The sequence below is a fragment of the Desulfosporosinus sp. Tol-M2 genome, assembly GCF_059735615.1.
The window spans coordinates 1-12,637 of record NZ_JCAIJG010000134.1 but is presented as its reverse complement, the minus strand read 5'-3'; the positions used below and the strand labels follow the sequence as shown (position 1 = coordinate 12,637).

11 protein-coding genes are annotated in these 12,637 nt (G+C 44.5%); 2 read left to right on the top strand and 9 right to left on the bottom strand.

Annotated features, from left to right (window positions below; all coding sequences use genetic code 11):
• The 4 genes from AC6I5A_RS10860 to AC6I5A_RS10845 all read right to left on the bottom strand — a co-directional run.
• The coding region (locus AC6I5A_RS10860) for an HAD-IC family P-type ATPase (protein WP_497900672.1) at positions 1-2,128 on the bottom strand (2,128 nt) is incomplete at its 3' end.
• A gap of 189 nt (positions 2,129-2,317) precedes the next feature.
• Positions 2,318-3,067 (bottom strand): alpha/beta hydrolase, encoded by a 750-nt coding sequence (locus tag AC6I5A_RS10855; RefSeq protein ID WP_034615621.1) that lies wholly within the window; start codon positions 3,065-3,067, stop codon positions 2,318-2,320.
• A 564-nt stretch (positions 3,068-3,631) separates the two neighbouring features.
• Positions 3,632-3,802 (bottom strand): hypothetical protein, encoded by a 171-nt coding sequence (locus tag AC6I5A_RS10850; RefSeq protein ID WP_497900671.1) that lies wholly within the window; start codon positions 3,800-3,802, stop codon positions 3,632-3,634.
• Positions 3,803-4,037: 235 nt separating this feature from the next.
• A complete protein-coding gene (locus AC6I5A_RS10845; RefSeq protein ID WP_034615617.1) occupies positions 4,038-4,910 on the bottom strand; it encodes a radical SAM protein in 873 nt (290 codons plus the stop codon).
• Between the two features lie 302 nt (positions 4,911-5,212).
• On the opposite strand from AC6I5A_RS10845, the gene AC6I5A_RS10840 reads away from it, so the two are divergent.
• Entirely contained in the window at positions 5,213-6,427 is a 1,215-nt protein-coding gene (locus AC6I5A_RS10840; protein WP_034615648.1) for an NADP-dependent isocitrate dehydrogenase, read from the top strand.
• Here the strand turns inward: AC6I5A_RS10840 and AC6I5A_RS10835 are convergent.
• The 3 genes from AC6I5A_RS10835 to AC6I5A_RS10825 all read right to left on the bottom strand — a co-directional run bounded on the left by AC6I5A_RS10835 (position 6,401) and on the right by AC6I5A_RS10825 (position 8,694).
• Complete coding sequence (locus AC6I5A_RS10835) at positions 6,401-6,565, bottom strand: hypothetical protein (RefSeq protein ID WP_034615615.1); 165 nt, start codon at positions 6,563-6,565, stop codon at positions 6,401-6,403. The two genes, AC6I5A_RS10840 and AC6I5A_RS10835, sit on opposite strands and share 27 nt — an antisense overlap.
• Before the next feature lie 83 nt (positions 6,566-6,648).
• Positions 6,649-7,620 carry a sulfite exporter TauE/SafE family protein gene (locus tag AC6I5A_RS10830; protein WP_034615613.1) on the bottom strand — a complete coding sequence of 324 codons (972 nt, stop codon included), beginning with the start codon at positions 7,618-7,620 and terminating at the stop codon, positions 6,649-6,651.
• 18 nt (positions 7,621-7,638) lie between these two features.
• On the bottom strand, positions 7,639-8,694 hold the full coding sequence (locus AC6I5A_RS10825; protein ID WP_034615611.1) for a GerMN domain-containing protein: 1,056 nt from the start codon (positions 8,692-8,694) through the stop codon (positions 7,639-7,641).
• Between the two features lie 155 nt (positions 8,695-8,849).
• Between AC6I5A_RS10825 and AC6I5A_RS10820 the strand changes: the two genes are divergently transcribed.
• Positions 8,850-9,917 carry a P1 family peptidase gene (locus tag AC6I5A_RS10820; protein ID WP_052168028.1) on the top strand — a complete coding sequence of 356 codons (1,068 nt, stop codon included), beginning with the start codon at positions 8,850-8,852 and terminating at the stop codon, positions 9,915-9,917.
• A gap of 11 nt (positions 9,918-9,928) precedes the next feature.
• Here the strand turns inward: AC6I5A_RS10820 and AC6I5A_RS10815 are convergent, their stop codons facing one another.
• Together AC6I5A_RS10815 and AC6I5A_RS10810 are read right to left on the bottom strand one after the other, a co-directional pair.
• Positions 9,929-10,183 carry a hypothetical protein gene (locus tag AC6I5A_RS10815; protein WP_034615608.1) on the bottom strand — a complete coding sequence of 85 codons (255 nt, stop codon included), beginning with the start codon at positions 10,181-10,183 and terminating at the stop codon, positions 9,929-9,931.
• A gap of 610 nt (positions 10,184-10,793) precedes the next feature.
• Complete coding sequence (locus AC6I5A_RS10810) at positions 10,794-11,969, bottom strand: M20 metallopeptidase family protein (RefSeq protein ID WP_034615605.1); 1,176 nt, start codon at positions 11,967-11,969, stop codon at positions 10,794-10,796.
• Positions 11,970-12,637: the final 668 nt, after the last annotated feature.

Here is a 12,637-nt window from a genome sequence, read left to right as displayed (position 1 = left end):
GAGTAAGAATCTTTTCCTCTGGACTTCTTGGTTGGCGTTCCATGATGTTACGCTCGGCAGGTTGACGTTCCAACACAATCGAGCAGGTGGGGTCAATAACCAGTTCCAGCAGCACAACGTGAACCGGCAATAACAACAAACTGACAGGACTGATATTTAGAAACGGCGCCAACAGTGCGGCAAAGGCAATAGGAATATGAATAGTAAACACATATCCCACTGCTTTTCTGATGTTGTCATATATTCTCCTGCCATCCCTAATTGTGTCAACAATAGTGGAAAAATTATCGTCCATCAAAATTAAATCAGCGGCTTCTCTCGATACCTCAGAGCCGCGCTTACCCATCGCAATACCAATGTCCGCATATTTAAGTGCCGGTGCATCGTTGACCCCATCACCCGTCATGGCAACAATTTCACCATTTTCCTTCAACGTTTTCACGATTCGCATTTTATGTTCGGGCACGACTCGGGAAAAGACACTGACCTCACGGACACGTTCACGCAGTTCATTATCGCTCATATGGTTAAGTTCCTCGCCCGTGATGATTTTCTCACTATTGGGAATACCAACCTGCTTGGCGATACTGCTGGCAGTGATCCCGTTATCACCGGTAATCATAACCACTCGAATGCCGGCCCTGGTGCATTTCCGGATATCTCCCGGCACCGATTCCCGGGGCGGATCAGCCAGCCCAATCAAGCCGCAGAATTTTAAAGTACAATCTGTAATAGCAGCAGGTATTTCCGACTTACTGTTAAGTTTCATAGTACCTACGGCAATGACCCGCAGGGCCTGTTTTGCCATCTCAGCTATTTTATCCGCTGCCTGACGCCGTTCTGTGTCAGTCATCCGGCAAATTGAGAGTATACTCTCTGCTGCCCCCTTGGCCGCAATAATTATCTCGCCTTCATGGTTCCAAACATGCCCCATCATTTTAAGATCATTGGTAAATGCATATTCTGTAATTAACTCGCCCCCAAAAAGATGGTCTTTGGCAATGCCAAGCTTTTCGCAGTGAGCAAGCATCGCTTTTTCCATTTGATCATAGGTTTCAGTCTCACAGCCAAGACCCATTATTTCGCATAATGTGAAGATGTCGCAATCCGCCGTCCAAGTCTCGCGCACAGTCATTTCATTCATAGTTATTGTACCGGTCTTATCAACACACAGTACGGTTACGGCCCCCAGCGTTTCCACTGAGGGAAGCTTGCGTACCAGCGACTGTTTTTTAGCAAGCCGCCAGGCGCCCATAGAGAGAAACACGGTTAGGATAACAGGAAATTCCTCCGGGATCATCGCCATTGCCAAAGTAATGCCGGCGAGGATACTTTCTACGATTCTGTCACTGAACACATGATCAGGGATATTAAAATAGGTAATTATGCTCACCAAGGCGAACAGGAAAGCTGCAACCACCGCACACAGCTTTACCAGCTTAGCGGTCTGTTTTTGTAAAGGGGTTGGGCTTTCGGGAGCAGATGCCAGATGAGCACCGATCTTGCCATATTCTGTTGCCGCGCCAATGTGCTTAATCCGGATTGTGGCACTACCCTGGGTAACTAACGTTCCCGCATAACAATAGTCCTTGCGCCAGTAATCGGTGTTGTTTTTAGCATTGTTGTCCATGGTGACTTTCCAAACGCCCTCGGCTTCACCCGTAAGAGTTGATTCATCTACACAAAGATCGCTTACTTTAACGACATCCCCATCAGCGGGAATTTTGACACCTTCCGTAATGATCATCAAATCGTTCGGCACCAGGTCTGCACTGGCAATTATTTGTTCTTCCCCATCCCGGATAACGGTGACATGCGGGGCGGATAAGTCTTTGAGGGCATTTAATGTTTTATCTGTTTTCCATTCTTGTATGACATCTATACTAATGATCCCAACCACAAATATAAGCATAATTGCACCGTCGCGCGGTTCCCCTAAAATAAAATAGATAATCGCAGCGACAATTAACAGCAGGAACATCGGCTCACCGATAATATGTATTACTTTACTGAAAAAGCTTTGCTTTTTCTCCGCTGTCAGTTCGTTTTTTCCAAACTGTCTCTGTAAGTTTTTAGCCTGCTCACCGGTCAAGCCTTGCAGTGGTAACAGGTTTGGTTGTTCTGTCATATAAGATACCTCCACATCCGCTTGTGTACCACGTTTTCCATTTAGTTTCCAGGAGAGCTCCGCTAAATGGAGCATTCTTTAAGAAGTATTTCCTATTGATAAACAAAGCTTACCTCTACTATATATTTATTTTTCTTATAAATCCACGCTTGACCATTCATTCTCACGCTGAAGTATTTTACTGGGGAATCACTTCGCGCTAAAGAATCGCACCGCGGCATCGATGACCAGCTCCATTCCGCCCGGAATCGTAATGCGGTGATCAGCGCCTTTGACTTCAGTCAGTCTCGCCCCAAACTGCTTGGCAAAGCGACGCGCGTCCGCCACCGGGGCGGTCTCGTCGGCATCGCCGTGGATCATCGCCAGCTCCGCCATATCCAGCCGGCAGAGTTTGAACAAGTCGTGCGCCGCAAGGTCGTCGTAGAATTCCCGCATGATCTTTAGAGGGCGAATATAGTCAAAATCCAAGGTGATGCAGCCTTGCGCGTTAAGCTGCGCATACTGCTCCGGCGTAGTGTGATTTCTAAACCTCGGCATGTCCACTGCCGCGCAGCGCAGGAAAGATTTCTTACCTGCGTGCGGACGTTTCGCCAAATAGATCAGATTAATGTACGCGCCGAAGCTGGACGAGAAGTAGGCGATCTCCGCTTCGGGCATAAGCTCACGTACATGAGCTTCGACTGAGGCCAGGTCGTTCAGACAGTTGAATATTCTAAACTGCTCACCGTCCGCCGGACTGTCGCCGTGGGCGGGAAAATCAAAGCCATACGTCCCTATACCGTGTTCCGGCAGCGCCGCTGCAACAGCCTGAGCGGTCGGACTTTCCTTGCTGCTCCCGAAACCATGGCTGATAATGACGGCCATTCTCTCGCCGCCGCTCAAATTATTCATGCACGGGATATCGTAACCGTTTAATCCGCTGATGTTTTCCTTTTTCATGGCACCCTCCCGCATCATTTTTCTTTCGACAAGTATAGCGCAAATCCTCAGGCACGGCAATTGTTTTAAATAGTGAATGCATCTCTCGCAAAATGACACCCGAAGATTGGAATAAGTATGGACCATTGAGCACAGGGGAGATGAAGGAAATGCACGATAAAAAATAAGCTTATCAAATACACCCCTGCCAGGGAGTAAATAAGCCCAAAAAAGAAAAATATTATCCGGCAAATTAATTATGCATTGTTGGTGATTATCAAGGGGTGCTGTTTTTCTCCTCAAACTTATCAATTAAGGGATAAAATATGGCGGTAGTCATTAGGCTAAGATATGCCGTGACAAAGCCAAAACACAGCATGGATAGTAGAAAACTTAGATTAAAGGAGACCCTATGCGCAGTCAGAAAAATTCCCAGACCGCACCAAAACCCTTGACAGAAAGGACAACTAAAGAGTTTTCTAAAGAAATACCCTTTTGAGTTAAGATAATTTCTTATACCTTTAAACAAAACAAAATCAAAGAGGAAGAATCGGATGCTTAAAGTTAACAGCATATTAAAAAGCATTACGCTTCACCTTGAATATTCTGGTATTGATCTAAGAGAATTCTAAACTGACTTATGGTTAGGGATACTTTTCCGCCATTATCATCTTTGATGATTACGCTGTCCGTATCAAATTCTACGGTTGGACAACAGCCTTTTTGACAAAGCGTCAGCTTGATTACACCCTTCATTGTGTTCAACTCCGTTTCGTTTTTTGAAAGTTTCCTATTTGTATTCTATAGACGTGGACGAGAGCTTGTTACACTTTTTTTCTCTCCCTTGAGTCATGAGAAAGAAAGCCCTTTACGTTTGAAACGTGAAGGGCTTTTTCTGTGGTGGTTTATCCGGATATGCTTCCAGAAAGTATATAACTGAAAGTTATACTTTCTGACTGGTATCAAAAAAGTAAATCCTCTGTTGTACTCCTTAAAGGTAGTGAGAATCCGCCTTTCTAAATTCCTTCTCCGGGATCTCCAAGAGCTGATCGAGGGTTTCTAATATTGTTGACTTGTCTTCAGGTATGCGGCCATTAACCCAAGCAAAATTTGAAAAATGGTCACTAAGTAATTCAAAAGGACCTTCTAAATGAGTAATCAATAGACGGGTTTCTTTTAAAGCTTCGTGGGGACTGAGCATCTGAAAGCGTCCTTGTTGAATGTCATCAGCAAGAGGGGTTCCGTTGTACGGGATAAAAGTGCGTAAGCGGACAAAGTCCGGGGTAAAAGCATTAAGCACACGGGCGCTTTCCAGGGCATGTTCCCGGGTTCGTTCACGTCCGCCAATCCCAATCAGGATGTATTCGCTCAGTTCAATTCCCGCTTCTCGAACCTTGAGTCCCTCTTCAATCATTTCTGAGGCGGTGAAGCCTTTTAGTATTCTGCTCAGAACTTCGTCATCTCCACTCTCCATTCCGGAGTGAATGCGCGTCAAGCCCGCTTCCTTCAGAAGACGTAACTCCTCTGGTTTTTTTAATTTTAAAATTTTAGCTGAGCCGTAGACCGTCATACGTTTCAAAAAGGGAAATAGTTCACGGGCATAATTAAGGATTTCCGCCAACTGGTCCGTTTTCATAACAATTGTGTTGCCATCCGGAAAGAAAATCGTCTGAACCAGATCGCCGTAATAATCGCGGGCCGTTAGCAGGTCCTCTTTAATGTCCGCAACAGGTCGGATCCGAAATTTTGTCCTTTTATACATCTTGCAAAAAGTACATTTATTATGAGGACAACCGATGGTTGCTTGTATCAGCAAGCTGTTGGCTTCACTGGGCGGGCGATAGACCGTTCCTTCGTAGCGCATATCAGGACTCCTCTCACTTAAAGTGTTTCCTCCCTCGTTAACAGTTATTTTATCACACCCGGGACAGTTCTTCCATAGCTCGCTCCGCGCTATGGAGCAAGGGTTTCTCCGTCATTTAGTCCTGTTTTTAGAACTAATTATCCGTTAGCGAACTCGCTTACGCTAAAGCTGAACATCGAGGCTTCAGATGGGGGCTCTACCCCACCTGAAGTTACGAAGAACCTTGAAAACTTAATAAAGGACTAACAAGTTTTATGTCGAATAAAAGTATTACTGACCTCTATGATTTGGAAGGAGAAAAAATGGCCAAAATTAAAATGAATGTCCCCTTGGTAGAAATGGATGGGGACGAAATGACCCGCATTATTTGGAAATGGATTAAAGAATTATTAATAGAACCCTATATTGACCTTAAAACTGAGTATTATGATTTGAGCTTACAGAAAAGAGATGCGTCTAATGACCAAATTACAACTGATTCAGCCCTTGCTGCCATAAAATATGGCGTGGCGGTAAAATGTGCCACTATCACACCCAATGCTCAAAGGATCTCAGAATATAACCTTAAAGAAATGTGGAAAAGCCCTAACGGCACTATCCGTTCAATTCTTGACGGAACTGTTTTTAGAGCGCCGATAATTGTTAACAACATTAAACCATTTATCCGCACCTGGAAAAAACCTATCACGATTGCCAGACACGCCTATGGTGATATCTACAAGGACGTTGAATATCGGGTAGAGGGCCCAGGCAAAGCTGAGCTTGTTTTTAGCGGAGAGAACGGCGAAGCTCGCCAGACCATTTTTGATTTTATGGGCAAAGGAATTATTCTCGGGATGCACAATATTGATAAATCCATAGCCAGCTTTGCCCGGACTTGCTTCAATTATGCCCTCGACACAAAACAGGATCTGTGGTTCGCAACTAAGGACACTATTTCTAAAAAATATGATCATACCTTTAAAGATATTTTCCAGGATATTTACGACCAAGAGTACAAGTTCAAGTTTAAAGAAGCCAAAATTGAATACTTATACACTCTAATCGACGACGCCGTTGCCCGAGTTATCCGATCAGAAGGCGGTTTTATCTGGGCCTGCAAGAATTACGACGGCGATGTCATGTCCGACATGGTTGCCACTGCTTTTGGCAGCTTGGCCATGATGACTTCTGTGTTGGTATCTCCAAACGGTTATTATGAATTTGAGGCGGCTCACGGTACGGTCACAAGGCATTATTATAAACACCTCCAAGGAGAGGAAACTTCCACCAATTCCATGGCCACCATTTTTGCCTGGAGCGGGGCTTTGCGTAAACGCGCTGAACTTGATGGAATTACAGAACTTGCGGAATTTGCCGGGAAGCTAGAAGCGGCTTCCATTAAGACTATTGAAGAAGGGGTCATGACCAAGGATTTAGCAGAACTGTCTGAGGTAACCAATAAGAAGGTCGTTAATACACGCAACTTCCTGGTTGAAATCAAACAACGGTTAGACGAAAGTCCGGAGGATCGGTAATCCATAATATACAAGAATAATAATAATCGCAATCGTAATGGCCAATTTGAATAACTTTTTAAGGAAAAACCCCACGGCAACAATCGCTAAAACTACGATCAGTATTTCTTGCGACTCTAGCCCTGCAAATAAATTCATTTTATACCCCCTGCTTGCGGACATTTTATCAAATAAATGTCCGCATTTTTCTATTTTGGGCAATCAATATATAAAAATAAGATTTAATTTAATAAATATTGGCTGATATAGTTAGTGGCTACGAACATGATTAGGATCGTAAGGAGAACTTTAATCACTCTATCCGGCAGAAACTTCTGTAAACGGGCGCCCACATAAGTACCCAACAGGCCTCCTACTCCAAAGAGAACACCCAGCATCCAGTCCGGGATCACTGCCGCACCGTCGGCAATACCTGATACAGCCAGGATGTAATAATACATGACTCCGGCAATGGAAGTGATAAAAGTGCACGCCAAAGCTGCCCCGGCCACGGTATAAATAGGTAATCCGAGCACAGCCACACAGAAGGGTGCAATAATGGAACCACCGCCAATACCGTAAATGCCGCCGATTAGACCTACAATAAAGGATATCGCCAGGATGGACAGCGTGCCGAAAGAATAAGTTTCACCCCAGAATTCGTATTCAATCCTTTTCCCGGAAATAAATTTGGTTTTTACCACTGCCTCGGCGGGCAGGCCGGCCGCAATTCGGCGGAAATTCTCTACTTTGAGCTTTACCACCTGTTCGGCGAACTTATCCTGCATCACTTTATTTCGCTCTTTGACTTTTTTATTCCAGCCCATCACATCTGAGAGCATCCGGTAACCAAATAATAAGAACACCAACCCCACAAAGAATTTAAAAGTTTTGGGATCCGGCAAGTAGCGAATACGAATCCAGGCTCCGAAAAAGGCCGCCGGTAGGGTTCCAATGACCACCGACCATGTGAGGGGCCAGACCATACGTCCTTCTTTGATAAAGCGGTACAAACCGCCAGGAATGGCAACAATGTTGTAAATCAGGTTGGTGGGACTTACCGAAGGGCTCGTATAATGCAATACACTCATTTGAAAGGGCAATAACAAAAACGCCCCGGAAACACCGGCAGATGCCGTCAATGAGGATATTAATAAGGCCGCCATTGGCGGAATAATGGGTAATACATCGACACCGGAAACAGGAAAATGCATAGGATTAGCTCCTCAACCCTATTTTAATTCCACGCTGTTTTTAGAATTTACAGTAAAGAACTCCCCTTTTTTCATGGCGATATGCCCGGAAACGTAAGGATTACCTTCAACCGTCAAATAGACTTTGTCAACGCCATAATACGTTCCGATTGTATTAGTAATACTTTGTAAAATCAAGCTTTCATAGCCGGAACCTGCATTCATTTCGCTCAGCAACTCTTTAGTGAAATCTATATAAACCACGTTGTCCGTATTTAAAAATAGACTTTTAATTTTAACATTAGGACCCAACACCTTGGCTAAACCGCCTTTAGGCAAATCTTTAAACGTATTTTCGAATACAGTTTTTGTAATGTCATTAGTCTTAAAGGAAAGCTGCCTATTTACATAATAAAGCTTATCGACATTGGCATTTGGATAATAAAATCTGACAGTTTGCACAAATGGAACATTGGTCTCCAGTTTGCTTAAAGTAGAAGAAACCTCAAATCCATTTGAGATGTAAACTGATTTCACAAGACCAATATTGGGTGCATAATAATCCTGGGTTTTACCTTCTTTCCCCTCTGTCGTAACCTCCAGCGTTTGATAAGTACCCATGGGAGTAGTAACATTCGCTTCCAGATTAGTAATGGAACGTTTTCTGCCATCCGCCAGGGTCCAGCCGGTTCCCAGCGTTAAGGGTTCTTTTAAGAGAATTTCCACATTACTGCCAGGGACTTGGGTGAAATTCTCCCTATAATAACATTCCCCTTTAGATAGAAGTATTCTTAGCTCGCCATCTTTATTTTCCAGAACCTTCACCATTTCCGTACCACCGTTATTAGATCTTAGCTGAACACGGTTCCCCGATATATAATCTATGAAGACAGTGAAAGAGGCGTACTCATTTCCTTGACCCTCGTACACATACTTTACGTTTTCTTGATAAGCATAGTAATCCTTGATAGTATGTTGTTCGGCCTTAGTATCCGGAGAAGTTGATTTATTCTCCTCACCAGGCTTCACCTTTGCGCAACTGCTTAGAAGAACAAGGGATAAGAGTAAACTAAATATTATGAGAAGCTTTTTCATAACTTACCTCCTGCATTTTTTATATTATTATACCACTCTTTAGATTAATTACTCAGTTTTACTCAAAGAGAAACGCCGTCAAAGACCGTCCGCCTTCTCCCGGAATAAAGACAAAAACTAACCCATAGGATATATGAGGTAGTTTTTGTGAGGGGGTGGTTGGGATTAGAGCGAGGGAGTTGGGCCTGGACTTTGGTACCCTGCCTACCGGCAAATTCAATGCCATAACCGATGTGCCCGGCGTCACTGTGGGTCACGTCAGTCTGATCCGGGGTCAGGGCAGGCTTATCCCCGGCCAGGGACCAGTTCGCACCGGGATCACCGCAATCCTGCCACATGGCGGTAACTTGTACACCCGGAAATGTCCGGCGGCAGTGTTCCCGTTCAACGGATACGGCAAGTCTATCGGCATGATGTATATAGAGGAACTGGGGATTTGTGAAAACCCGATTTTAATCACCAATTCGCTGAGCGTTGGAGCAGCTTTAGAGGGCGGAATTGACTGGGTGCTCCAACACAACCCTGGAGTGGGTATCTCGGAACGGACCCCGAATATTTCGGTATATGAATGTGACGATGGGTATTTAAATGATATCAGAGGCAGGCATGTGCATCCGGAACATGCCTGGCAGGCTATCGCCACAGCCACCGGCGGGCAGGTTCCGGAGGGCAACGTCGGAGCAGGTGTCGGAATGAGTACCTTTGCTTACAAGTCCGGGGTAGGTACCTGTTCCCGCATCGTGAATAACAGCCTGGGAACCTGGACTTTAGGGGTGTTAATGGTCTGCAATTTTGGTCAGCGCAAAGATTTAATAATAAAGGGCATCCCCTTTGGTCGCATGTTTCCGGTAAAAGAAAATGAAACGCCGTCGAACGGCAACTCAAATATTACTATTATTGCCACCGATGCTCCCCTGACCTGCTCCCAGTTAAAATGCCTGGCTAAAAGACCTCAGTTGGGATTAAGCAGAGTGGGCGGTATCAGTCGCTGGGGCAGCGGGGATATTGACATGGTTATTTCCAACTATCCCTGGATTCATCCCAAAGCACAACCCCAAATCATGGACAACGCAATGTTTCTCGACCCCTTCATCGAGGCGGTAGTTGATGCCTCCGAGGAGGCCTGTCTAAATGCTTTGTTCCAGGCCAAAACCATGATCGGCGTGGATAATCATGTCCGGAAGAAACTCCCGGTAGAGCAGATTATGGCTTGTCTAAGATAAAGATAGATTCCCTATTTTCTTTCATCAGGTTTTCTCGCCTCAATCGTTTCCCGAATCACTTCGGCCTGCAAATCGATAACTTCTCCATAGGTGTATGGCCTCGTTCTGAGTTCACTTGATCTTCTTCTCCTCAAGTAATAGCGGTAGATTCCAAACAAACTCCCCGCCGCCGCTGCTATTAAAATAAAGCCAAAGGAAAATATTACAGCCGTAACGATGATTACCAGAAGAACCAGGGACCATATAACTGTATAAAGTATCTGCATTACACAATCCTCCTTAACCCGCAAATTAATGGGCAACTGCCCTTTCCTAAGTAAAGAAAAGGCCACTCAATAAGTGAGTGGCCATTCATTAATAATTGAATCCCACAAAGTTCCTCCAGAATTAATGGATACACGGCTCGAGATTAATCTTTAACCAATCAAAAACATCGTAAGGCGGGTAACTAATCTGGACAAATCCTCCACTAGTTCTATAGACACCCAACTTGGGTCAATCTGAAAACGGCCTTTTCAAAGTAGAAACGTTTAGGTTGTTCAATCACCCGAATTCTGACTCGATTTTTAGCTTGCCAACTACCGGAAAGGTAAACTCAACTCAGACTGACTGGAAGGAACTTTGCGGGAAATTTTTCTTTCTGAACGATAAAAACCACCCTTCTAGGTGGCTCCAATTCTCGAAATTCAGCATTGACTCATCTGATTGCAATGCTTAAACCTTCGAAGAATCGAAACTTTACCTAGCACGCGACCAAAAAGTTCATGATAACCTGAATCTAATGCAATTAAGTGGTTCTATCTTTATTATAACAGAGTCTAATTTTTTGTCAAGTGATATCACCAAATATTTTCGCAGATCAACAGCTATCCCTCTTTACGCCAGCAGTTTTATCGCAGCATGCATAAAGATTTTCATACCGTTCAGGAGGGCATCTTCATCAATCATAAAGCACGGGTGATGATGCGGGTAAACATATCCTTTCTCTTTGTTCCCTCCGCCTATGAAGAAAAACGCGCCGGAGGCTTTTTGCATATACGCCGAAAAATCTTCCGCACCCATGCTGGGGCGGACAAACTCCAGCGCCGCATCCCCCATGACTTCACGCACTGTCTTTTCTAAAACTCGAACGACACGCTCATCATTAATCACCTGTCCGTAACCTTGAATAACTTTCAAATCATAGTCCGCCCCGTGAGCGGACGTAACCCCTCTGACTATTCGCTCGAGCAAGAGCGGAACCTCTTGGCGCAGCTTGGAATTCAATGTGCGAATCGTGCCGTCTATTTGGACTTGGTTTGGCATAATGTTATTAGTTGTGCCGCCCACAAACCGACACACCGAGATTACGACCTGATCAAAGGGATCAATGTTTCGCGCAACGATATGCTGCAAGTTAACTACCACTTCTGCACCAATTAAAATGGCATCAATCGTTTGATGGGGTATCGCTCCGTGTCCCCCTTTCCCTTTAATTGTGAGATAAAATGAATCTGGCGAAGCCATCATTGGACCATAAGTGAGACCTATTTTACCAATTTCTAAAGGTACCCATACATGCCCGCCAATAATCGCGTCTACTCCTTCCATCACCCCGGCTTGAATAAGTTCTTCAGCCCCTCCGGGGGGGAATGATTCCTCGGCATGCTGAAAGATGAAGCGTAGTTCCCCTTTGATATCTTCTTGCATACCACAGAAAATCTTTGCCACTCCCAAGAGCATAGCAATATGAGCATCGTGCCCACAAGCATGCATCACTCCGGGGTTTTGGGAAGCATAAGCTAACGTAGTTTCCTCTTGAATCGGCAGAGCATCCATATCAGCCCTGATGGCGATCACCTTACCTGGTTTCTTTCCAATCAGGCGTGCCAGCACGCCGGTCTTTGTAGGCCGAGTCACCTCAAGATTTCCAAAGGTCAGGAGCGTATGATAAATAAACCGGGCGGTTTCTCTCTCCTGATAAGATACTTCCGGATTCCGGTGCAGGTGACGTCTCCAAAAGATTACTTGATCCTTTATTGAATCTACCAAGAAATTCAAGTCGCCAATCATGCTTATTAGACTCCTTATGTTGATAAATCACTGTTTGGATAAGTCGGCAGAAGAAAAAGCCACTCAATAAGTGGCCTTAAACTCTAAATAAATCCCGCAAAGTTCCTCGAGAATTAATGAATCCACGACTCTCTTAAACCTGGCGTTACCGAACAGTCATTTACCGGAGTGGAAAGGCTAGCAGTTAAAGCACCTTACAACTAAGCCAACAATACTAGGCAAATCACACGTTCTGAGAAATTAAACCTCAAAAGCAACTTCAAGTAAGGAAACTAATCTGGACTAATCCTTCACTGGTTCTGTTGACAACCAACCGGGGGCAGTCTGAAAACAGCCTATTCAACTTGAAGAGAAGGGTTAGTACTCAAATCACCCGAATTTTGAGCTCAATTTCCCAGCTTAATAAACCGCCGACCACTCAGGAAGACTTAACTGGGAGGAACTTCGCGGGAAATCCTTCTTTCTAAACAACAAAAACCACCCTCTAGGCGGCTCCAAATCTCCGAAATTCAGCATTGTCTCAACTGATTGCATTGCTTAAACTTTCGAATGAATCGAAACTTTACCTAGCACGCGACCAACAAGTTCTGGATAACTGAATCTATTGCGTTTAATTAATTCTGATTTTATTATAAACATAATCAGCTCATTGTCAAGAGTCCAAAAAA

Excerpts from the sequence above, each read along its gene's own strand:
- AC6I5A_RS10850 (WP_497900671.1), bottom strand. The coding sequence starts at position 3,802 with ATGAAGGGTGTAATCAAGCTGACGCTTTGTCAAAAAGGCTGTTGTCCA.
- AC6I5A_RS10830 (WP_034615613.1), bottom strand. The coding sequence starts at position 7,620 with ATGCATTTTCCTGTTTCCGGTGTCGATGTATTACCCATTATTCCGCCA.
- AC6I5A_RS10815 (WP_034615608.1), bottom strand. The coding sequence starts at position 10,183 with ATGCAGATACTTTATACAGTTATATGGTCCCTGGTTCTTCTGGTAATC.
- AC6I5A_RS10855 (WP_034615621.1), bottom strand. The coding sequence starts at position 3,067 with ATGAAAAAGGAAAACATCAGCGGATTAAACGGTTACGATATCCCGTGC.
- AC6I5A_RS10825 (WP_034615611.1), bottom strand. The coding sequence starts at position 8,694 with ATGAAAAAGCTTCTCATAATATTTAGTTTACTCTTATCCCTTGTTCTT.
- AC6I5A_RS10835 (WP_034615615.1), bottom strand. The coding sequence starts at position 6,565 with ATGAATTTATTTGCAGGGCTAGAGTCGCAAGAAATACTGATCGTAGTT.
- AC6I5A_RS10845 (WP_034615617.1), bottom strand. The coding sequence starts at position 4,910 with ATGCGCTACGAAGGAACGGTCTATCGCCCGCCCAGTGAAGCCAACAGC.
- AC6I5A_RS10810 (WP_034615605.1), bottom strand. The coding sequence starts at position 11,969 with ATGATTGGCGACTTGAATTTCTTGGTAGATTCAATAAAGGATCAAGTA.
- AC6I5A_RS10840 (WP_034615648.1), top strand. The coding sequence starts at position 5,213 with ATGGCCAAAATTAAAATGAATGTCCCCTTGGTAGAAATGGATGGGGAC.